Origin of the sequence: Actinomadura luzonensis (assembly GCF_022664455.2) — a bacterium.
Lineage (GTDB): Bacteria > Actinomycetota > Actinomycetes > Streptosporangiales > Streptosporangiaceae > Nonomuraea > Nonomuraea luzonensis.
Genome location: NZ_JAKRKC020000001.1, coordinates 4646805 through 4669091 on the forward strand (window position 1 = coordinate 4646805; position 22287 = coordinate 4669091).

General features: G+C 76.1%; 10 protein-coding genes and 2 pseudogenes. 8 read left to right on the plus strand and 4 right to left on the minus strand.

Going from position 1 to position 22287, the window contains the following annotated elements; translation table 11 throughout:
• Positions 1-153: 153 nt before the first annotated feature.
• A pseudogene (locus MF672_RS52200) lies at positions 154-1176 on the minus strand (glycosyltransferase); the annotation flags it as partial.
• Between the two features lie 23 nt (positions 1177-1199).
• Positions 1200-1520: a phosphopantetheine-binding protein gene (locus tag MF672_RS22225; RefSeq protein ID WP_242384160.1), complete on the minus strand. Its 321-nt coding sequence runs from the start codon at positions 1518-1520 to the stop codon at positions 1200-1202.
• 328 nt (positions 1521-1848) lie between these two features.
• On the opposite strand from MF672_RS22225, the gene MF672_RS22230 reads away from it, so the two are divergent.
• From MF672_RS22230 to MF672_RS22250, 5 genes and pseudogenes are all read left to right on the plus strand, one after another.
• Positions 1849-8202 carry a non-ribosomal peptide synthetase gene (locus tag MF672_RS22230; RefSeq protein ID WP_247815384.1) on the plus strand — a complete coding sequence of 2118 codons (6354 nt, stop codon included), beginning with the start codon at positions 1849-1851 and terminating at the stop codon, positions 8200-8202.
• Positions 8199-9473, plus strand: a pseudogene (locus tag MF672_RS22235) (condensation domain-containing protein); the annotation flags it as partial. The gene MF672_RS22230 and the pseudogene MF672_RS22235, both read left to right, overlap by 4 nt.
• A 58-nt stretch (positions 9474-9531) precedes the next feature.
• A complete protein-coding gene (locus MF672_RS22240; protein WP_247815385.1) occupies positions 9532-13773 on the plus strand; it encodes a non-ribosomal peptide synthetase/MFS transporter in 4242 nt (1413 codons plus the stop codon).
• A complete protein-coding gene (locus MF672_RS22245; RefSeq protein ID WP_242382176.1) occupies positions 13752-13922 on the plus strand; it encodes an MbtH family protein in 171 nt (56 codons plus the stop codon). The genes MF672_RS22240 and MF672_RS22245 overlap by 22 nt, the downstream gene beginning before the upstream one ends.
• A gap of 79 nt (positions 13923-14001) precedes the next feature.
• Positions 14002-16791 carry a WD40 repeat domain-containing serine/threonine protein kinase gene (locus tag MF672_RS22250; RefSeq protein ID WP_242382175.1) on the plus strand — a complete coding sequence of 930 codons (2790 nt, stop codon included), beginning with the start codon at positions 14002-14004 and terminating at the stop codon, positions 16789-16791.
• A 145-nt stretch (positions 16792-16936) separates the two neighbouring features.
• On the opposite strand, the gene MF672_RS22255 is transcribed toward MF672_RS22250, so the two are convergent.
• Complete coding sequence (locus MF672_RS22255) at positions 16937-17110, minus strand: DUF6203 family protein (protein WP_242382174.1); 174 nt, start codon at positions 17108-17110, stop codon at positions 16937-16939.
• A 98-nt stretch (positions 17111-17208) separates the two neighbouring features.
• On the opposite strand from MF672_RS22255, the gene MF672_RS22260 reads away from it, so the two are divergent.
• On the plus strand, positions 17209-18996 hold the full coding sequence (locus MF672_RS22260) for an aldehyde ferredoxin oxidoreductase C-terminal domain-containing protein (protein WP_242382173.1): 1788 nt from the start codon (positions 17209-17211) through the stop codon (positions 18994-18996).
• Between the two features lie 52 nt (positions 18997-19048).
• On the plus strand, positions 19049-20269 hold the full coding sequence (locus MF672_RS22265) for a PP2C family protein-serine/threonine phosphatase (RefSeq protein WP_242382172.1): 1221 nt from the start codon (positions 19049-19051) through the stop codon (positions 20267-20269).
• Between the two features lie 43 nt (positions 20270-20312).
• On the opposite strand, the gene MF672_RS22270 is transcribed toward MF672_RS22265, so the two are convergent.
• Complete coding sequence (locus MF672_RS22270) at positions 20313-20897, minus strand: hemerythrin domain-containing protein (RefSeq protein ID WP_242382171.1); 585 nt, start codon at positions 20895-20897, stop codon at positions 20313-20315.
• A gap of 166 nt (positions 20898-21063) precedes the next feature.
• Between MF672_RS22270 and MF672_RS22275 the strand changes: the two genes are divergently transcribed.
• Complete coding sequence (locus tag MF672_RS22275; protein ID WP_242382170.1) at positions 21064-22269, plus strand: hypothetical protein; 1206 nt, start codon at positions 21064-21066, stop codon at positions 22267-22269.
• Positions 22270-22287 lie beyond the last annotated feature (18 nt).

Consider the following 22287-nt stretch of genomic DNA (forward strand, 5'->3'; position numbering starts at 1 on the left):
CGGGGCCAGGTCGGTGAGGAGGCGTTCGAGGTGGGCGGCGGCGAGGGCGAGCCCGTCGGCGGCGTCGCCGGAGCCGGTCCGCGGCGCGCGGCGGCCGTCGCGCAGCGCCGCCAGCAGCGCCGCGGCGACCTCGTCGGCGTCCCAGCGGTCCGCGGGCAGCCAGCGGGCCAGCCCCTCCTTCTCCAGGCGGGCGGCGTTGTCCGGCCGGTCGGCGCCGTGGGCGAGGACGACCTGCGGCACCCCGGCGGCCAGCGCCCGGGTCAGGGTGCCGATCCCGCCGTGGTGCAGCACGGCCGCGGCCCGCGGCACGACCTCGCGGAACGGCAGCCGCGCGAAGCGCCGCACGTGCGCCGGCAGCGGGTGCGGCACCGCCTCGGCGTGCGGGGCGACGAGCAGCACGGGCAGCCCGGCCCGCCGGCAGCCCTCCAGGGCGGCGGCGTGGAAGCCGGTGTGGAGCATGCGCCCGGTGCCGCCGGTGACGAGCACCGGCCGGACGGCGCCGTTCAGCAGCTCGGCCGCCGCCTCGGGGACGGGGTCCGCGCTGTCGTCGTCCGGCAGCGGGAAGCCGGTCAGCCGGATCGGCGTGCCGGAGGCCGGTCCGGCCGCGTCGAACCAGCGCGGCCAGAGGCCGAGCCGCAGGTCGGCGGAGGCGAACCAGGCCCGCCAGTCGCTCACCCTGGGCAGCCCGAGGTCGGCGCGGGCCGCGTCGAAGCCGGGGGCGAGCGCGTGCTGGTGCAGGTGGCGGGCGACGTCGGCGGCCAGCGGCTGGATCGGCGCGACCGCGATCCAGGCGGCCGGGACGCCCAGCAGCTCCCGCACGGCCAGCACCGACAGCGCCGAGGTGTGCCGGCCGGCCAGGACCGTGCGCCCGGGCACGACCCGGGCGGCCAGGGCCCGGCACTCCCTGGCGAACTGGTCGAACAGGTGGTTGCGCCGGTAGAAGGACAGCCAGTCCAGGGCGCCGAGGCCGTCGGGGAGCAGCGCGGTGTCGGCGGAGTAGCGGGCGAAAGAGTCGAGGGTGTCGATCGGGACGAAGTCGAGGCCCGCGGCCTCCGCCCGCTCCCGGTAAGGGGCGTGGGTCAGGAGGGTCACGTCGTGCCCGCGCTCGCGCAGCACGCCGCCCAGCCGGACGAACGGCAGCACGTCGCCGTCGCTGCCGTGCGTCACCAGCAGCATGCGCGTCAGCGGGCCGCCCGCGGTCACGGCGAGGACTCGCCGAGCGGGGAGCCCTCGTCCAGCAGGGCCCGCACGTCCTGCTCGGACATGCCCTCCAGCTCGTCGAGCAGCTCCGCGAGCTGGTCCTCGGTGACGGCGCCGAGCAGTGTCTCGTCGATGAGCCGGGCCGCGGCGGCGACGGTGAAGTCGCCGGCGAACAGCTCGTCCACGGGCAGCTCGACGCCGTAGCGCTCCTGCACGTCGGCCAGGAAGCGCACGACGGTGAGCGACTGCGCGCCGAGCGCGAAGAAGTCGTCGGCGAGGGACGTCGGAGGCGTGCTCAGGAGGTCGGTCCAGATCCCCATGACGACTTCCTCGGTCGGTGTCATTACCGTTCTCCGGAGGTTCAGAGGGCAGGGCTGTCATCTTGGGAGCGCTCCCAAAATTGACCCCGGAAGCGCCCCCAGAAAGAGCCTGGGATCACGGCACGGCATTGTCAAGAGAACAGTCGCTGTAATGTTTCCGAAACGCCCTTGTAAGACTCCGCAGCTAGAAGCGTTATCGGCGGGTTTCGGGGCCGATTTCCATCAAATCTTCAACTGACGTTGACCGTGACCGGAAGCTCTCCTTACCCTGACAGTCCCGTGGGAGCGTTCCCACGAAATCCCCCGCCTGTCCGACGAAGGTTGGCGCATGCGCGAACTCCGCGAAATGAACGAGACCGCGATGGCGTTGCCCCCCGCACCTGGCATGGTCCCGCTGTTCGAGGCGCAGCCGCCGGAGCGGGTCGCCGTGGTCGACGGCGGCGAGCGCTGGTCGTACGGCGAGCTCAACGCCGCCGCCAACCGGCTCGCCCGCCGCCTGGCCGACGCCGGCGTCGCCCGCGGGGACGTCGTCGCCCTCTACGCCGGACGCTCCGCCCGCACCCTGGCCGCCATGCTCGCCGTCCTCAAGAGCGGCGCCGCCTACCTCCCCCTCGACCCCGGCTACCCCGCCGCCCGCATCCGCCTCGTCCTGGAGGACTCCGGCGCCGGGGTCGTCCTCGCGCCGCATGAGCTGCGGGAACGCTTACCGCCGGAGAACACCGCGCCCGTTCTAGCACTTGACGCCGATTTATCCGCATATAGCGACACAAATGTAGAGGTGGCGGTTGATCCGGCGGATCCTGCCTATCTGCTCTACACCTCCGGCTCCACCGGCCGCCCCAAAGGCGTGGTCATTCCGCACCGGGCGCTGCTGAACTTCCTCGTCGCCATGCGCGACCTGCTGAAATGCGGCCCCGACGACGCCTGGCTGGCGCTCACGTCGTTGTCGTTCGACATTTCCGGGCTCGAACTCTATTTGCCGCTGGTCACCGGCGGCCGCACCGTGATCGCCGACAGCGCCGCCGCCCGCGACGGGCGCCGCCTGGCGGCGCTGATCCGCGCCGAGGGCGTCACGCACGTGCAGGCCACGCCGTCGGGCTGGCGGGTGCTGCTCGACGGGGACTTCCCGGGCCGGGACGTCACGGCGCTCACCGGCGGGGAGGCGCTGACCCTGCCGCTCGCCCGCGAGCTGCGCTCCCGCGTCCGGCGGCTGTTCAACGTCTACGGCCCGACCGAGACGACGATCTGGTCCACCGCCTGGGAGGTGCCGCAGGACCCCGGGCACGTCTCCATCGGCCGGCCGATCGGCAACACCCAGGTCCACGTCCTGGACGAGCGCGGCCGGCCCGCCGCGACCGGCGAGCTGCACCTCGGCGGCCACGGCCTGGCCCTGGGCTACCACCGGCGGCCGGGCCTGACCGCCGAGCGGTTCGTGCCCGACCCGGCCGGGCCGCCCGGCAGCCGCCTCTACCGGACCGGCGACGTCGTACGGGTGGAGCCCGGCGGGCTGAGCTACCTCGGCCGCACCGACGACCAGGTGAAGCTGCGCGGCCACCGCATCGAGCTGGGCGAGGTCGAATCCGCCCTGGAGGACCTGCCCGGCGTCCGCCAGGCCGCCACCGCCGTGCACCACGAGACCCTCACCGCCTACCTCGTCGGCGACATCCCCGCCGACGCCCGCGAACGCCTCGCCGACCGCCTGCCCGCCCACATGCTCCCGTCCGCCATCGTCCCCATGGACGCCCTCCCGCTCACCCCGAACGGGAAGGTGGACCGCAGAGCGCTGCCGGAGCCGGCGGCGCCGCGGGGCGGTACGGGGCCCGCGCCGCGCACAGCGGCCGAGCGGGCGGTGGCGGAGGTGTTCGCCGAGGTCCTCGGGCTGGGCTCGGCCGCCGCCGGGGACGACTTCTTCCTGCTGGGCGGCCACTCGCTGCTCGCGGCCAGGGCGGCGGCCCGGCTCACCGGGCGGCTGGGCGTCGAGACGCCGGTCGCGGCGCTGTTCGAGCACCCGACCGTGGCGGGCCTGGCGCGGGCGCTGGAGGACCTGGCCGCGCCCTCGGCGCCGCTCACGCGGGGGCCGGCGGGGGTCGCGCCGCCGCTGTCGCCCGGGCAGGAGCGGCTGTGGTTCCTGTACCGGCTCGACCCGGAGGACGCCTCCTACAACATCCACCTGGCGCGGCGGCTGCGCGGCCCGCTCGACGCCGGCCGCCTGGCGGACGCGCTCACCCGCGTCGCGGCCAGGCACGAGCCGCTGCGCACCCGCTACCCGGAGGTGGACGGCCGGCCGGTCGCGGTGGTCGAGCCGCCCGGGCCGCTGCCGCTGGAGCGGGCGGACCTGTCCGGGCTGCCCCCGGAGGAGCGGGAGGCGGCGGCCGGGCGGCTGGTCGCCGAGCGGGTCAACACGCCCTTCGACCTCGCCGCCGCGCCGCCAGTGCGGGCGACGCTGATCCGGCTGTCGGCGTCGGAGCACGTGTTGTGCGTGGTGTTCCACCACGTGGCCGGCGACGGCTGGTCGCAGAACGTGCTGCTGTCCGACCTGGCCGCCTGCTACGCGGGCCGGGAGCTGCCGGAGCTCGCCGTCGGCCACGGCGACGTGGTCCGCTGGCGGCGCGAGCGGGAGGCGGCCGGCGCGGGCGAGGCGGCGCTGGCGTACTGGCGGGAGCGGCTGGCCGGCGCGCCGCCGCTGGAGCTGCCCGCCGACCGGCCCCGCTCCCCCGGCCTGGCCCGGCGCGGCGCCTCCCACCGGGTACGCCTGCCGCGCGCGACGGTCGCCGCCCTGGAGGAGCTGGGCCGGCGGACGGGGACGACGCTGTTCATGGTGCTGCTGGCCGGCTACCAGGCGCTGCTGTCCCGGCACTCCGGCCAGGAGGACCTGACGGTCGGCACCGCCGTCGCCGGGCGGGACCGGGTGGAGCTGGAGCCGCTGGTCGGGTTCCTGGCCGAGACGCTGGTGCTGCGCGGCGACCTGTCCGGCGACCCGGCGTTCACCGAGCTGCTGGCGCGCACCAGGGAGGCGGTGCTCGGCGCGCTCACCCACGGGGACGTGCCGGTGGAGCGGCTGGGCGCGGGCGACGGCCGCGCGCCGTTCCGCACCATGATGATCCTGCACACGCAGGACGACGGCGCGCCGGTGCCGCTCGGGGACGTCACGGCCGAGGTGTTCCACGCCGCGTACACGCCCGCGCGCTTCGACCTGTCGCTGGACGCCTGGCCCGCGCCGGACGGCCTGGACCTGGTCTTCGGCTACGAGACGGCGCTGTTCGACGCGGCGACCGTGGCGGGCCTGGCCCGCCGGCTGATCGCCCTGCTGGGCGCGGCCGTCGCCGCCCCGGGGGCGCGGCTGTCGCGGCTGGCCCGGGTGACGGGCGAGGAGCGGGAGCGGCTGCTGCGCGGCCCGAACGACACCGCGATGGCGCTGCCCGCCGTGCCCGGCCTGGTCCCGCTGTTCGAGGCGCAGCCGCCGGAGCGGGTCGCCGTGGTCGACGGCGGCGAGCGCTGGTTGTACGGCGAGCTGAACGCCGCCGCCAACCGGCTCGCCCGCCGCCTGGCCGACGCCGGCGTCGCCCGCGGGGACGTCGTCGCCCTCTACGCCGGACGCTCCGCCCGCACCCTGGCCGCCATGCTCGCCGTCCTCAAGAGCGGCGCCGCCTACCTCCCCCTCGACCCCGGCTACCCCGCCGCCCGCATCCGCCTCGTCCTGGAGGACTCCGGCGCCCGCACCGTCCTCGCGCCGGACGAGCTGCGCGAGCGCCTGCCCGCGGGCGGCGCGGTGACGGCGGTGCTGCCGCTGGACGACGACCTCCGGGGCTACGACGGCAGCGACCCCGGCCTGCCGGTGCGCCCGGAGGACCCGGCGTACGTGCTGTACACCTCGGGCTCCACCGGCCGGCCGAAGGGCGTGGTCGTCCCGCACCGGGCGCTGCTGAACTTCCTCGTCGCCATGCGCGGCCTGCTCGGGGCGGGCCCGGACGACGCCTGGCTGGCGCTCACGTCGTTGTCGTTCGACATCTCGGGGCTGGAGCTGTACCTGCCGCTGGTGACCGGCGGCCGCACGGTGATCGCGGACCAGGAGGCGGCGCTGGACGGGGCGCGGCTCGCCGGGCTGGTGCGGGCCGAGGGCGTCACGCACGTGCAGGCGACGCCGTCGGGCTGGCGGGTGCTGCTCGCGGGCGGCTTCGCCGCTCCTGAGGTGACGGCGCTGGCGGGCGGTGAGGCGCTGAGCGAGCCGCTGGCGCGCGAGCTGCGCTCGCGCACGCGGCGGCTGTTCAACGTCTACGGCCCGACCGAGACGACGATCTGGTCCACCGCCTGGGAGGTGCCGCAGGACCCCGGGCACGTCTCCATCGGCCGGCCGATCGGCAACACCCAGGTCTACGTCCTGGACGGGCACGGCGAGCCGGCGCACACCGGCGAGCTGCACCTCGGCGGCCACGGCCTGGCGCTGGGCTACCACCGGCGGCCGGGCCTGACGGCCGAGCGGTTCGTGCCCGACCCGTTCGGGGACGCCCCGGGCGGCCGGCTCTACCAGACGGGTGACGTGGTGCGGCTGCGCTCCGACGGGACCCTGCAGTACCTGGGCCGCACCGACGACCAGGTGAAGCTGCGCGGCCACCGCATCGAGCTGGGCGAGGTCGAATCCGCCCTGGAGGACCTGCCCGGCGTCCGCCAGGCCGCCACCGCCGTGCACCACGAGACCCTCACCGCCTACCTCGTCGGCGACATCCCCGCCGACGCCCGCGAACGCCTCGCCGACCGCCTGCCCGCCCACATGCTCCCGTCCGCCATCGTCCCCATGGACGCCCTCCCGCTCACCCCGAACGGCAAGATCGACCGCAGGGCGCTGCCCGCGCCGGGGGCGCGGGCGGGCGAGGACGTGCCGCTGCGGCCGCGCGAGCCCGGGGCGGCGGTGCCGCTGTCGCCCGCGCAGGAACGCCTCTGGTTCCTGCACTCCTACCTGGAGGGCGACACCTCCGGCCACCTGTGCCTGGCCCGCCGGCTGCGCGGCCCCCTGGACGAGGACGCCCTGGCGCGCGCGGTCGCCGCGCTGCCGGCCCGGCACGAGGCGCTGCGCACCCGGTTCGAGACCGACGGCGAGGGCCGGCCGCGCGCCGTGCTGGCGGACGCGCACCCGCTCGCGCTGGCCAGGCACGACCTGACCGGGCGGGCGGAGCCGGCCGAGCAGGTGGTGGCGGACCTCGCCGCGGAGCCGTTCGACCTGCGGGCCGCGCCGCCGGTCCGGGCCGCGCTGCTCCGCCTGGCCGCGGACGACCACGTGGTGTGCCTGGCCGCGCACCCCGTCGCGGCCGACGAATGGACACTGCCGATGGTGCTGGCCGACCTGGCCGCCCTGTACGAGGGCCGGGACGTCCCCGCGCCGCCCGTGCAGGCGGGCGACGTCACGCTCTGGCGGGCGCGCCGCGAGCGGCTGGCCGAGCCCGCGCTGGAGCAGTGGTGTGCCCGGCTGGCCGGGTCCCCGGTCCTCGACCTGCCATCGGATCGGCCCCGGCCAGCCGTACCCGCCCGGATCCCGGCCCGCCACGAGATCCACGTGGACGCGGACCTGGCGGCGGCGCTGCGGCGGCTCGGCGCGGAGGCCGGGGGCGGGCCGTCCACGGCGCTGCTGGCCGCGTACCAGGTGCTGCTGGCCCGGCAGGCGGGGCAGACCGGGTTCATGGTCGGGCTGCCGGTGCCGGGGCGGGAACGGCCCGAGCTGGCCCGGGTCGCCGGGCACCTCACCCGGCACCTGGTGGTGCGCGGCGACCTGTCGGGCGACCCGGACCTCGCCGAGCTGCTGCGCCGTACGGCGGAGGCCGAGCGGGAGGCGGCCGAGCACGCCGACCTGTCCCCGGAGCGGCTGGTCACCGCGCTCGGCGTGGAGCGCGACCCGGGCCGCGAGCCGCTGTTCCAGACCACGCTGACCGTGCGCGACCAGGCCCCGCCGCCGGCCGGCCTCGGCGAGCCCTTCGCGCCGCGCCCCGCCGCCCTCGACCACGACCTGGAGCTGGAGGCCGTGCCCGGCCCGGACGGGCTGGCCCTGGTGCTCCACTACGACGCTGCGCTGTTCACCGCCGACACCGCCGCGCTGCTGGCCGGGCGGTACGTGGCGCTGCTCCGCGCGATGGCGGCCGACCCGGGGCGGCGGCTGTCGGAGCCGGCCGGCGACCCTGCTGCGGAGCCGTGGGGCGCGGGGCCCGAGCGGGTCCTCGACCCGTGGGGCGTCCCCGTGCCGCCCGGCGCGGCCGGCGAGCTGTGGCGGGACGGCGTACGGACCGGCGAGCGGGTCCGGCGGCATCCGGACGGGCGGCTGGAGCGCCTGCCCGAGCCGCCCACCGTCGGCACCGCCGGAGCCGGCCCCCGCCCCGCCTACGTGGCGCCCCGCACCGACGCCGAGGCGCTGGTCGCCGAGGTGTGGGGCGACCTGCTCGGCGTCGCCAAGGTCGGCGCGCACGACGACTTCTTCCGGCTCGGCGGCCACTCCCTGCTGGCCGTGCGGGCCGCCGCCCGGCTGCGCGCCACCCTGGAGGTGGACGTGCCGATCAGGACGTTCTTCACGCACCGGACACTGGCCGGGTTCGCCGCGGCGACGGAGGAGATCCTGCTGGCCGAGCTGGAGGGCCTGTCCGACGAGGAGGCTTTGCGCCTGCTCGATCCCGCCCTGCTGGAGTCCGGGGAGGCCCTGTGACCGCCGTCTCCTCCCCCGGCGGCCTGTCGCCCGCCAAGCAGGCGCTGCTCGCGCAGCGGCTGCGGCGGCGCTCGGCCGCGACCACCGTCCCGCCGCGCCCGCCGGGCACGCCGCCGCCGCTGTCGCACGCGCAGGAGCGGCTGTGGTTCCTGGAGCAGTACGCGCCCGGCACCGCCGCCTACACCGTCTCCTGCACCGCCCGCGTCAAGGGCGAGCTGGACGCCGAGGCGCTGCGGCGGGCCGTGCGCGAGGTGAGCGCCCGCCACGAGAGCCTGCGCAGCCGGTTCGCCACGGCCGAGGACGGCACCCCGCGCCTCGTCCTCGACGCCGAGCCCGCCGCCGCGTTCCGCACCGCCGACGCCGGGACGCCGGAGGAGGCGCGGGCGCTGGTGTCGGCGGAGCTGGCCCGGCCGTTCGACCTGGAGACGGGGCCGCTGCTGCGGGTGCTGCTGGTCCGGCTCGGCCCGGCCGACCACGTGCTCATGCTGGCCGCGCACCACGCCGTCGCCGACGGCTGGAGCTGGGACGTGGTGCTGGAGGAGCTGTTCGCGCTGCTCGCCGGCCGCCCCCTGGAGCCGCTGCCGGTCCAGTACGGCGACTACGCCCGCTGGCAGCGCGAGCGCACCGGCACCGCGGCCTGGCGGGCCGACGTGGACCACTGGCGCGCGCGGCTCGCCGGCGTGCCGCCGCTGGAGCTGCCGACGGACCTGCCGCGCCCGGCCGAGCAGGCGTTCACCGGGGCCGCGCACGGGTTCCGGCTGGACCCCGGGCTGGCCGGCGCGGTGCGGGCCCTCGCCGAGTCGCACGGGGCGACGCCGTACATGGTGCTGCTGGCCGCCTTCCAGGCGCTGCTCGGGCGGTGGTCGGGGCAGGAGGCGTTCGCGGTGGGCACCCCGGTCAGCGGGCGGGGGCTGCCGGAGCTGGACCGGCTGGTCGGCATGTTCGTCAACACCCTGGCGCTGCCGGCCGACCTGTCGGGGAACCCGACGTTCGCCGCGCTGCTGGCGCGGGTGCGGGACACGGCGCTGGACGCCTTCGCCCACCAGGAGCTGCCGTTCGACCAGCTCGTCGGCGAGCTGGACGTCGAGCGGGACGTCAGCCGCCCCGCCGTGTTCCAGGTGATGTTCGCGCTGCAGAACTACACCGCCCGGCCGGTGGACGCCGGGCCGCTGGAGCTGTCCTGGTTCCACGCCGACACCGTCACCAGCCGCTTCGACCTCAGCCTGTACCTGCACGAGGCCGCCGGGGGCGGGCTCGACGGGACGCTCGTGCACAACACCGCGCTGTTCACCCCGGCGACGGCCGCGCGGCTGGCGGCGTCGCTGGAACGTGCTGCGCGCCGCCGTCGCCGCGCCCGGCACGCCGATCGCCGACCTGGAGATCCTCCCGGCGGGCGAGCGGGCCGCGCTGGCGGCGCTGGAGAGCGCCCCGCCGCCCGCCCCGCCGGAGGCGGAGCTGCTGCACGAGCTGGTGTTCGCGCAGGCCGCGCGGACCCCGGACGCGCCCGCCGTGACCTTCGGCGGCGACCTGCTGACCTACCGGGAGCTGGCCGGACGCGCCCGCCGGCTGGCCGCGCACCTGCGCGGGCGCGGGGTGCGGCCGGGCGACCGGGTCGCGGTGTGCCTGGAGCAGTCGGCGTCGCTGGCGGTGGCGCTGCTCGGCGTGCTGGCGGCCGGGGCGGCGTACGTGCCGCTGGACCCGGAGCAGCCGCCGGCGCGGCTGGCGTACCTGGTCGGCGACGCCGGGGTGCGCACGGTGATCACCTCGGCCGGGGCGCGGGCGGCGCTGCCGGACGGCCTGACGGAGATCGACCCGGACCGGGTGCCGGACGCGGGCGCGCCGGTCGAGGCCGGGGTGCGGCCGGCGGACCTGGCGTACGTCATCTACACCTCGGGCACCACCGGGCGGCCGAAGGGGGTGGCGGTCCAGCACCGGGAGGTGGTGACGTACCTGGCGGGCGTGCGCGAGCGGTTCGCCGTCGCGCCCGGGGCGGCGTTCGCGCTGCTGCAGTCCCTGGCCTTCGACTTCGGGGTGACGGTCTTCTACCTGGCGCTCATGACCGGCGGGCGGCTCGACCTGCTGCCGTCGCGGACGTCGGCGCGCGAGCTGGCCGAGCGCTTCCGCACCAGCCCCGCCGACTACCTGAAGATCACCCCGTCGCACCTGGCCGCGCTGCTGGCCGAGGCCGGGCCCGCCGAGCTGCTGCCGCGCCGGCTGCTGATCCTCGGCGGCGAGGCGTCGGGGTGGGCGTGGGCGCGCGAGCTGGCCGCGCTCGGCCGCTGCGCGGTGGTCAACCACTACGGGCCGACCGAGGCGACGGTCGGCATCAGCACGTTCGCCGTGCACCCCGGCGAGCCGGCGCGGGAGACGACGCTGCCGATCGGCCGGCCGCTGCCCGGCGCCCGGGTGCGGGTGCTGGACGAGCGGCTGCGGCCGGTGCCCGTCGGCGTCGCCGGGGAGATCTGCCTCGGCGGGGACCGGCTGGCCCGCGGCTACCTGGGCAGGCCCGCGCTGACCGCCGAGCGGTTCGTGCCGGACCCGGACGGTGGGCCGGGGGCGCGCCTGTACCGGACCGGCGACCTCGGGCGGTGGCTGCCGGACGGCACCCTGCAGTTCCTCGGCCGCCGCGACCTCCAGGTGAAGATCCGCGGGTACCGGGTCGAGCTGGGCGAGGTGGAGTCGGTGCTGGCCGAGCTGCCCGGGGTCGCGCAGGCCGTGGCCGAGCTGCGCGGGGAGCGCCTGGTCGGCTACCTGCTGCCGGTGGAGGGCGGGACGCGGGCGCCGGCCGGCGAGCTGCGGGCCTGGCTGCGCGAGCGGCTGCCCGACTACATGGTCCCGTCCCGCTACGTGTGGCTGGAGGACCTGCCGCTGAAGTCGCACGGCAAGGTCGACCGCGCCGCGCTGCCCGACCCCGAGGACGAGCGGCCGGACGGCGGCGCGGCCTTCACCCCGCCGGACGGGCCGGTGGAGGAGGCCGTCGCGGCGGTCTGGGCCGACGTGCTCGGCATCGCCCGGGTGGGCGCGCTCGACGACTTCTTCGAGCTGGGCGGGCACTCGCTGCTGGCCATGCGGGTGCTGGCGCGCCTGCGCAGGATCGCGCCGGAGCGCCGCGTCACGCTCATGGACCTGTTCAAGCACACCACCGTACGGGAGACCGCGGCGCTGCTCACCGGCCCTCCGCCGGCCGCGGACGCCGGGCGCGGCGGGCTGCTGCAGCGGCTCACGCCCGAGCGTCCCGCCGTCACGGCCACGCTGGTGTGCGCGCCGTACGGGGGCGGCAGCGCGGTGATCTACAAGCCGCTGGCCGACGCGCTGCCCGGCGACTGGGCGCTGTACTCGATCGCCGTGCCCGGGCACGAGCTCGGCGAGGAGGCGATGCCGCCGGAGGAGGTGGCGCGGCGCTGCGCCGAGGAGATCAGGGACGGCGTCGCCGGGCCGGTCGTGCTGTACGGGCACTGCGGGCTCGGCGCGATGATCATGGCCGAGACCGCGCGGCTGCTGCACGCCGCCGGCCGCGAGGCGGAGGCGGTCTACCTGGGCGGGGTGTTCCCGTTCGCGCGGCCGGGCGGCCGGCTGGCCCGGCTGCGGGACCGGCTGGACGACCTGCGCGGCGACCAGGGGCGGGTCAACGCGCTGACGGCGGCCGGGCTCGACGTCTCCGAGCTCGGGCCCGAGGAGCTGAAGCTGATCGTCCGCAACCGGCGGGAGGGGACGCGGGCGGCGGAGCGGTACTTCACCCGGCTGTTCGAGCAGGACGCCGGGCGGATCGGCGCGCCGGTCGTGGCGGTGGCCGGCGAGCGGGACCCGATCATGGAGTTCTACCAGGAGCGGTACCGGGAGTGGCATGTGCTGTCACCGGTGACCGCGTGCGCGGTGCTGGACGAAGCCGCACACTTCTTCCTGAAGTATCGGGCGGATGAGCTGGCGGAGATCGTCACCCGGACGCACGTCGCCCTCGCCACCGGCGAGACGGCGGCGCTGGAGCGCGTCACCGGCACGGAGACGTGGTGGCTCCAGGGCGTCTCCCGCGACACCCCCGCCGAGCCCGCGCCGATCGCAGAACGTGCCCCCGCCGAGGAGCGTGCGCCCGGCGGGGGCGCCGGGGACGGCCCGGCGGCCGAGGCGAGGGCGGCCGCCGGGACCGGACCAGGCCCCGCGCGAGGGGCCGCACCAGGGGCCGCGCCCGGGGGTGGGCCCGGGGGTGGGCCACGGCCGAGCATGCGGCGCTTCTTCGGGGTCGCGGCCGGGCAGGCGGTGTCGATCGTCGGCTCGGCGCTGACCGAGTTCGCCGTCCCCCTGTGGATCTACCTGACGACGGACTCGCTCGTCGACTTCGCCCTGTTCTCGGTGCTGGCCCTGGTCCCGGGCATGCTCGTCGCGCCGCTCGCCGGCACGATCGTGGACCGCAGCGACCGCCGCCGCGTGATGCTGCTCGGCGACGCGGGCGCCTTCACCTCGCAACTGCTGCTCGGCCTCCTGCTGTGGACCGGGAACCTCCAGGTCTGGCACATCTATCCGCTGCTGGTCTGCCTGTCGGTGGCGCTGGCGTTCCAGCGGGTCGCCTACCAGTCCGCCGTCCCGCAGCTCGTGCCCAAACGCTTCCTCGGCCACGCCAACGGCGTCGTCGGCATGATCAACGGCGTCGCGCAGCTCGTCGTGCCGCTGGCCGCCGCAGGGCTGATGGCGCTGATCGGCCTGGAGGGCATCCTGGCCCTCGACGTCGTCAGCTACGCGATCGCGATCGTCACCCTGCTGCTGATCCGCTTCCCGGCCGCGATGGCGCTGCGCCGCCGCGAGTCGGTGGCCGCCGAGCTGGCCGGCGGGTTCCGCTACTCGTGGGGCAACAAGGGCTTCCGGCGGATGGTGACGTTCTTCGCGGTGGTCAACCTGTTCATGGCGGCGCTGTTCCTGATGATCTCACCGCTGGTGCTGGCGTCCGGGACGATCGCGGACGTGGGGCGGGTGTCGTTCGCCGGCGGGCTCGGGGTGTTCCTCGGCGGCCTGGTCATGGCGGTGTGGGGCGGGCCGCGGGTGCGGCGGTTCCGGGGGCAGCTCATGTTCACCTTGTCGCTGGCGGTGTCGGCCGTGGTGATCGGGTCGCGGCCGGACCTCGTGGTGATCACAGCGGGGGTGTTCGGGCTGTTCCTGTCGCTGACGCTGCTCAACGGGGTCTACACGACGATCGTGCAGGTCAAGATCCCGCAGCGCTACCACGGGCGGGTGTTCGCGCTCAACCAGCTCGTGGCCTTCTCGACGCTGCCGGTCGGGTACGCGGTGGTCGCGCCGCTGGGCACATCCCTGCTCGAACCGCTGCTCGCCGACGGCGGCGCGCTCGCGGACACGGTCGGCCGGGTCGTCGGCACCGGCGAGGGCCGCGGCATCGGCCTGCTGTACGTGCTGCTCGGCACGGCCATCGCGCTCTGCGTGCTGGTGGCGCGGCGGCGGCGGACGCTGTGGGACTTCGACGCGCTCGTGCCGGACGCGCTGCCCGACGACCTCATCGGGTTCCAGGCCCTGCGCGAACGCGGGGCCCCGATCAAGGAGAACACATGGACGACTACCAGGTCGTGATCAACGACGAGGAGCAGTACTCGGTGTGGCCCGCGGACCGGGAGCTCCCGGGCGGGTGGCGGGCGGCCGGGTTCCAGGGCGCCAAGGACGCCTGCCTGGCGCACATCGAGGAGGTCTGGACCGACATGCGCCCTCTCAGCGCCCGCTGACGCCCCTCCCGGGCCATCCACGGCGAGCGGATTACGGCTATCGTGTGGATCGCTCAAGGACGTCCGGGAAAGGAGCGGGATGCCGGAAATCCGCCCGCTCCGGCCGAGTGATCCCGAACGGGTGGCACGCTGGCGGCTCGTCGGCGTGCTCGGCTCCGGCGGCCAGGGAACGGTCTACAAGGCGGTCGGCGACGACGGGCGCGAGGTCGCCGTCAAGCTGCTGCACAGCCACCTGAGCGGCGACGACGCCATCACCCGCGGGTTCCTGCGCGAGGTGGAGGCGGCGCGGCGGGTGGCGGCCTTCTGCACGGCGGCCGTGCTCGACGTCGGAACCGCCGGCGAGCAGCCGTACATCGTCAGCGAGTACGTCGCGGGCGACACGCTGCAGCACGTCGTCCGGACGGCCGGACCGCGCGCGGGCGGGGCGCTGGACCGGCTGGCGATCTCCACGCTCACCGCCCTGGCCGCCATCCACGAGGCCGGGATCGTGCACCGGGACTTCAAGCCCGGCAACGTGCTCATGGGCCCCGAAGGGCCGATCGTCATCGACTTCGGCATCGCCAAGGCGCTGGACGCCACGACCATGGCGTCCGGGGTGGTGGGGACGCCCGCGTACATGTCGCCCGAGCAGTTCGAGGGGCTGCGGGTCGCGCCCGCGTCGGACGTGTTCAGCTGGGCCGGGACCATGGTGTTCGCCGCCACGGGACGGCCGCCGTTCGCCGGGGAGACCGTCCCGGCCATCCTGAACGCCGTGCTCAGCGGGTCCCCTGACCTGAGCGGGGTGCCGGAACGGCTGGCCGGGGTCCTGCGGGAGTGCTTCGCCAAGGACCCGGCGGCGCGGCCCCTGCCCACGGCCCTGATGAAACGCCTCATGGCCGGCCCCTCCCCTTCGTCCGGCTCCCCCTCGGGCGCGTCGCCCATGGGTGGCTTCCCCTCGGGCGCGTCCCCTTCGGGCGCGTCCCCTTCAGGCGCGTCGCCGATGGGCGGATTCCCAGCCGGCGGACCGCTTCCGGACTGGTCGCCTTCGGGCGGATCCCCCTCGGGCGCGTCGCCTTCGGGTGCCTCACACTCGGGAGCGTCACCTTCCAGACCCTCGCCGTCCGGACCCTCGCCGTCCGGACCCTCGCCGTCCGGGGCCTCGCCTTCCGGGCCCTCGTCCGATCCCTCGGCGTCCGGGGCCTCGGCGTCCGGGGCCTCGGCGTCCGGGGCCTCGCCGTCGGGGGCGGGGGCTTTTGGGGCGTCGCCTTCCACCCCCTTGCCTTTCGGGACGTCCGGGCAAGCGGCGGGTTCGGGGCCGTCGGCGGCGCGGGCGTCCGGGGGTGGCTCCGATGGCCGGCGTGCGATGGGGAGCGCGGGGCCCGGGCAGGCGCGCTCGGGGCAGAGCGGTCCTGAGACGCCACGACCGGACGGGGTGCCACCCTCCAGCGGGTCACCGCTACCGTCCGCGTCCAGGGCATCGCACCCGCAAACGCCGCAGTCCGGGCCGCCGCAGTCCCAGCCTCCCGGTGCGGCGGCACCCCCGGCCGCGGGTCCGCGTCCTGCGGGGTGGGCGGCTCAGGGCGGGCAGTCGCCACCGCGTGCCGGCGGCGCGCCGTGGGGCGGGAACGGGGCGACGTACGGGAACCGGCGGCCGGAGGAGACGACGGCGCCGGGCGGCGCGAAGCGGATCAGCCGCCGGGCCGTGCTCAGCGCCGGAGCGGCGGCCCTGGCGACGGCAGCGGTGTCGGCGTTCGTCGTCCTCAGGCCGGACCCGAGCACCGGCCGCCGGGGCGAGACCGGGACGAGGCAGGACGCATCGCCCTCCCCCACCGGCACGGGCAGTACCCCCGGCGAGACGACGACGGCCTCCGCCACACCGGAGCCGACAGCCGCCACCACCGCCCCCGCCGAGCCGTTCGGGACGCGGATCGGCGACCCCGTGCCGCTCCCCTCCGGCGTGGGGACCCCGGCGGTGATGGCGGCGAGCGGACCGGCCGTCGCGTCCGGCACGGGCAACGGTTCCGTCGTCACCTGGGACCTCACCACCGGCGGCGCCACGGTCAGGAAGCTCGGCGACGGCGGCGCCGGGACGGCGGCCATCGCGTACGGCGTCCGCGCCGGCGCGCCGGTGATCGCCTCGGGCCACGCCGACGGCGCGATGCGGCTGTGGGGGCCGGACGGCGCGGACACGCCCGCCCGCAAAGCCGGTGACCCGATCGTCGCCGTGACGGTCGCGGGCGGCCGGGTGGTCGCGGTGTCGCAGAAGTACGACAGCCTGCGGGACCTGCGCGGCACCGTCCGCCTGTGGGACGTCGTCACCGGCCGGCAGATCGGCCCCACCAGCACCGAGCACTTCCAGGGCATCAACGGCCTGGCCTTCGGCCGCCTGGACGGCGAGGACGTGCTGGTGACGGGCGACGGCGCGAACCGGGTGCGGGTGCGCCCGCTGTCCACGGGCGTGGTGACGCGCACGTACAAGACGGGCGAGGTCGGCGGCATCGAGCGGCTGGCGTGCGGCGAGCTGAAGGGCGAGCCGGTGCTCGTCTCGACGCACCTGGACGCCACCTTGCGGGTGTACGACCTGGCGAGCGGCAAGCGCAGGAAGAAGTGGGCCTTCAGCGACCGCAGCCCGGACGACCGGGGCACCGCCGCGCTGGTGACCGGCGTCCTGGACGGCGCGCCGGTCGCGGTGGTGGCGCACACGCCGTACGGCGGGGACGCGTTCGTGCGGGTGTGGAGCCTGGCGGACGGGGAGATCGTCGGCGAGTTCGGCGTCGGTGAGGGCGGCGCCGTCCGCGCGCTGGCGCTGGCCGAGCGGGCCGGCCGGCCGGTCGTGGTGACGGCGGGCACGGACCGGCGGCTGCGTCTCTGGAGCCTCGGCCCCGCCTGACCCCGCCCCGCCCCTGACACCGCCTCGCTCCTCGGCGTCGGGTTCGGAACCGGGTCAGAGGCAGGCCGCCCGGCAGCGGGCCGACGGCGGGCGGTAGCGGGTGGGCGGGGGGGCGGTAGCGGGTGGGCGGGGGGGCGGTAGCGGGTCAGTGGTGGGTGGTTCGGCGAGCGGTGGGGGTGCGGCGGGCGGGGGCGGGGGTGGGGGGCTGGGCGCGGCGACGGCGGCGGCGGCCGAGGAGCCAGCCGGCCGCGAGGAAGGCGAGCCCGAGCGGGGTGGCCGCCAGGCGGCGCGCGACGAGGACCTTGAGGAGACGCTTCATGACGCCCTCCCCTGCCCCGTACGGGCGCGGTGTCACCGGGCTTGCGATCCGCGCGTGGGATGTGATGTGTTACTGCCCCTGTGCAGAGGAGGCAGGACGTGCTGATCACCGTGGACCTGACCAGCGGCGCCGTCGCCCGGGAGGACCGCTCCGACGGGTGCGGCGGGACGATTCTCGGGCTGCGGCTGCTGACCGGGCGGACCCCGCCGGGCCTGGACCCGTACGACCCGAGGGCGCTGCTGTTCGTGGCGGCCGGGCGGCTCGGCGGGGTGCGCGCGCCGGGCCTGGCCAAGGCGGTGTTCCTGGCCAAGTCGCCGCTGACCGGGGTGGCCGGGGAGGCGCACGCGCTGGGGCCGTTCGCGGCCGGGATGCGCGGCGCCGGGGCCGAGGCGCTGGCGGTGACCGGGCGGGCGGCGCGGCTGTCGTACCTGCTGGTGGCGGACGGCGAGGTGAGCGTGCGCGCGGCGGAGGACCTGCGCGGCCTGGGCACCGCCGCCACCACCGACGCGCTCAGGCGGCGCCACGGCGGCGGCGCCTCCGTGGCGGCGATCGGCCCGGCCGGGGAGAACCTGGTCAGGTACGCGAGCGTCGTCACCGACCTCGCCCACCCGGCGGCCAGGTACGGGCTCGGCGCGGTGTTCGGGGCGAAGAACCTCAAGGCGGTCGTGTGCGCCGGTGACGCCCCGGCCCCGGTCGCCGACCCGGCCGCGCTGGCGGGCATCGCCGCCTTCTACCGCTCTGCGCTGCCCGTCAACCGGCTCGCGGCCTGGCAGCACGGCGAGCCGGGGTTCGCCGGGTGGACGGGCGAGCCGCCCGCGCCCGGCTACATCGCCGTCCGCAACTTCTCCGACACCGCCGCGACGGCGCTGCGCGTGCCCTCGCCCGGCGACTACGACGGCCGGGCGGGGACGCTGCGCGGGGCCTGCCCCGGCTGTCCCAACGACTGCCTGAAGGTCTACGCCCCGCCGTCGCTGCCGCAGCACCGCTCGGGCGGCCTCGGCCAGGAGGCGTTCCCGTCGCTCGGCTGGAACCTCGGCATCGACGACGTCGACGCCGTCCTGACCGCGAACGCGCTCTGCAACGACCTCGGCCTCGACCCGGTCAGCCTGGGCGGCACGCTGGCCTTCGCCATGGAGTGCGCCGCGCGCGGCCTGCTGCCCGGCGGGCCCGCCTTCGGCGCCGCGGCGGCGCTGCCCGGCCTGATCAGGGACGTCGCGGCCCGCGCGGGCGAGCTGGGCGGCCTGCTGGCGGAGGGCGCTGCGCGGGCCGCGCGGCGGCTCGGCCCGGCCGCGGCCCGGTACGCGATGACGGTCAAGGGCGCCGAGCTGCCCTGCTTCGACCCGCGCGTCCAGCCGGGACTCGGCCTCGGCTACGCCCTCGCCCCCGGCGGCCCCCGCTACGACGCCCTGGAGCACGACCTCGACTTCGACCCGGACGAGGGGCTCGCGTACTGCTTCCCGGAGGCGGCCAGGATCGGCGCGGAGCCGGCGCCGGCGGGCCGCCTCGACGCGGAGCGGGGCGCCCGCACCGCCCGCCTGCTGCGGCTGTGGAGCGCGCTCGACGCGCTCAACGTGTGCCTGTTCGCCTCCTCCCCCACCCGGCCGCTCACCCTGGATCACCTGACCGGGCTGGCCGCCGCCGTGCTGGGACGCGAGTTCCCCGTCGCGGAGCTGCTGGCGGCCGGGCAGGAACGGCTGGACGCCATGCGCGCCTACGCCGCCCGCGAGGGGCTGCCGGGCCGCGACGAGCTGCCCGCGCGGCTGCACGAGGAGCCGGTCGCCGCCGGGCCGTACCAGGGGGCGGTGCTGGAGCGGGAGGCGTTCGCCGCGGCCCGCGCGGCCTTCCGCGAGGAGCTGGGCCGGGGCGGCGCGGGCACTCCTGGGTGAGCCGGTGCGGCCGGGGTAAGCATGACTTACGCCCGGCGGGAAGGAGATGCTGATGCTCAGCGACGGCGAGCGCGCCCTGGGCGGCCTGCTGGAGGCCAGCCACCTGACGGCGATGGAGGACCTGCCCGCGCTGGTCGCCGAGCACGCCCGGCTGATCGGCTTCTCCGGCGTCCTGATCTACGTCGCGGACCTGCAGCAGCAGTCCCTGATGCCGCTGCCGGGCCAGCGCGACCCGGCGGGCCGCGAGCTCGAGCCGCTGGGCGTCGACGACACGCTGCCCGGCCGGGCGTTCCGGGCCGTGGAGCTGGTGCACGCCGCGCCCGCGCCGGGCGGCGGCCCCCAGCGGGTGTGGGCGCCGCTGCTGGACGGCACCGAGCGGGTGGGGGTGATCGGCGCGGACCTGCCGGAGGAGGACCAGAAGCTGGTGGAGTGGCGGCTCAGGCAGCTCGCCGGGCTGCTCGCGGTGCTGATCGTCAGCAAACGGCCGCACAGCGACTCCTACGCCCGGCTGGTGCGGGCCCGGTCGATGACGCTGTCTGCGGAGGTGATGTGGGCCCTGCTGCCGCCGGGCACGTTCGCCGCCGAGGGGGTGGTGGTGAGCGCCGCCCTGGAGCCCGCGTACGAGGTGGGCGGCGACGCCTACGACTACGCCATCGACGGGGACGTGCTGCACGTGTCGCTGTTCGACGCGATGGGCCACGACACCTCGGCCGGGCTGACCGCCACGGTCGCGATGGGCGCCTGCCGCCACAACCGCCGCAGGGGCGCGGACCTGCCCGAGCTGAGCCAGGCGGTGGACGCGGCGATCAGGGAGCAGTTCACCGGCCGGTTCGCGACCGGGGTCCTCGCCACGCTGGAGCTCGGCACCGGGCTGCTGAGATGGGTCAACCGCGGCCATCCGCCGCTGCTGGTGATCCGCGGCGGGCAGCGGGTGGCGACGCTGGAGAGCGTCCCCGCGCCGGACCCGCCCATGGGCTTCGGGATGAGCCTGTCGGCGGGCCTGCAGCAGTACCGGCTCGAACCCGGCGACCGGCTGCTGTGCTACACCGACGGCATCATCGAGGCGCGCAGCCCGGACGGCGAGGTGTTCGGGCTGGAGCAGTTCGTCGACTTCGTGGTCCGCCAGGAGGCCGACGGGGTGTCGGCGCCGGAGACCCTGCGCCGGCTCATCCAGGCCATCCTGCGCCACCAGGGCGGCCGGCTGCAGGACGACGCGACGGTGGTGACGGTCGAGTGGAGGGGCGAGCGGCAGCGCCTGCTCACGCCCTCCTGACCGGGACCGGCGGGCCCGGAGGGACCGGAGGGACCCGGCGGGCTCAGGGCCGCTTGCCCATGGCCTGGCGGATCACGTCGCGGGCCCGGTCCATCATCGCGGCGGGCGTGCCCACCAGGACGTTCTTGGTCGCCGACTCGACGCCGGGGTGCGGATGGGTGGGGGCCATGGCCTCGGCGGCCTTGACGCCGGCCGCCATGCCGCGCCGCTCGGCCTCGCTGGTGTGGGCGCGCAGCTTGGCGAACTCGTAGCGCTCCTCGGCGCGGGCGTGCGCCTCGACGGCGCCGCGCAGCAGGAGCAGCTTCTCGGCGAAGCCGGGCGCGTCCGGGCCGGCCTGGTCCAGCTCCATGAGCAGTTCCTTGGCCTCGCGCTCCTCGGCGAGGCGGTCGTCGACGATGCCGTCGCCGCCCTCGAACTTGCCCCGGGCGTAGGGGTGCACCAGCTCCTCCTCCGCCGTCTCGTGCACGGCGAGGAGCCGCACGAGGCGGGTGAACGCCTCGCCGCGCCGGTCGGCCGGCGCCTGCTCGACCTCGTCGAACAGATCCCTGATCATCCCGTGCTGCGCCTGCAGCAGGTCGATGACGTCCGTCTCGGCCATCTTCTCGGGCGCGGTGTGCTGTGCGGTCATGATCGTCCTTCCTCGTGTCCGGCCCCGTGCCTACCCGGGCCCGTGAAGGTCACGCGCCGCATTACCCATTCCGGGCGCTCAGCCGGTGCCGAGAGGAGGTTGTCGCAGGTCACGCCGGGTACGCCCCGGCCCGGACGTTTCCGACCAGCGCAAGGAGCGCGGCGTCATGCCATTCAACCCATTGCAGGAGCGGGGCATCCCGCTGGACAAGCAGCTCCGGAGCTGGCGCGAGCTGAACGTCACCCCGGTCGATCCCGACCACGTCGACCCGTACACGCTGTGCCGCGTCATCACGATGAACGGCATCGAGGTCGAGGCGATCCTCTTCAGCCACCAGCTCGCCCGCCACTGCCCGGACATCGAGCTGAAGCAGCAGCTCGCCCGCACCCGCTACATCGAGGCGCAGCAGCAGAAGGCCGTGAACTGGCTGCTACCGGGCGTGTCGTCGGTGCTGGAGACGACCATCTCCTACGAGCAGGTCGCCGTGGACCTGACCTCGTGGGTGGCCAGGATGGAGCCGGACCCGTACCTGCAGCAGGCCTACCAGTTCGGCGTGCTGGAGGACTTCGACCACCTCTACCGGTACGCGAACCTGTACGAGATGATCGAGCACCGCAAGGCCGAGAAGATCGTGGACGGCGTCACCGAGGTGATGCCGGGGCGGCCGACGTACCTGCATCACCGCAACCCGGTGGACAACGTGCGCGAGCCTTATGACAGGAGCTCGGCCGCGCCGATCAGCAAGCTGCACGCGCTGACGATCATGTCGACCGAGCAGCAGACGATGAACTTCTACATGAACGTCGGCCCGACGTACATGGAGCCGATCGCCCGGCAGCTCTACCAGGAGATCGGAATGGTGGAGGAGGAGCACGTCACCCACTACGAGTCCCTGGTGGACCCGGGCGAGAGCTGGTGGGAGATGCTGCTCAACCACGAGTACAACGAGTGCTACCTGTACCACTCGTTCATGGCGACCGAGTCCGACCCGAAGGTGCGGGCGATCTGGGAGCTGCACCTCAACATGGAGCTGGAGCACCTGCGGCTGGCGGCCGAGCTGTTCAAGCAGCACGACGGCCGCGACCCGGAGGAGGTGTGCGCGCCCGAGCTGCCGCAGCCGGTGACGTTCGAGCCGAACAAGGCGTACCTGCGGGAGCTGCTCGCCACCCAGATCGACTGCACCACCCTCGGCACCGGCTACGTGCAGGAGGCCCACGAGCGGTTCCAGCAGATGCAGGACGCGCTCATGGGCGGCGAGAAGCCGGCCTCGGAGCGGGTCATCGCGGAGAACCGCGCCAAGTCGGGCGAGGAGTACCGGCTGCAGACCGAGGGCGAGCACCCGGTCCACAGCCTGGCGCTCAGCCGCCACTGACCCGCCGCCGCCAGGCCC

Coding starts and splice junctions, on each gene's coding strand:
- MF672_RS22225 (WP_242384160.1), bottom strand. CDS start 1,520: ATGGGGATCTGGACCGACCTCCTGAGCACGCCTCCGACGTCCCTCGCC.
- MF672_RS22230 (WP_247815384.1), top strand. CDS start 1,849: ATGCGCGAACTCCGCGAAATGAACGAGACCGCGATGGCGTTGCCCCCC.
- MF672_RS22245 (WP_242382176.1), top strand. CDS start 13,752: ATGGACGACTACCAGGTCGTGATCAACGACGAGGAGCAGTACTCGGTG.
- MF672_RS22250 (WP_242382175.1), top strand. CDS start 14,002: ATGCCGGAAATCCGCCCGCTCCGGCCGAGTGATCCCGAACGGGTGGCA.
- MF672_RS22255 (WP_242382174.1), bottom strand. CDS start 17,110: ATGAAGCGTCTCCTCAAGGTCCTCGTCGCGCGCCGCCTGGCGGCCACC.
- MF672_RS22265 (WP_242382172.1), top strand. CDS start 19,049: ATGCTCAGCGACGGCGAGCGCGCCCTGGGCGGCCTGCTGGAGGCCAGC.
- MF672_RS22270 (WP_242382171.1), bottom strand. CDS start 20,897: ATGACCGCACAGCACACCGCGCCCGAGAAGATGGCCGAGACGGACGTC.
- MF672_RS22275 (WP_242382170.1), top strand. CDS start 21,064: ATGCCATTCAACCCATTGCAGGAGCGGGGCATCCCGCTGGACAAGCAG.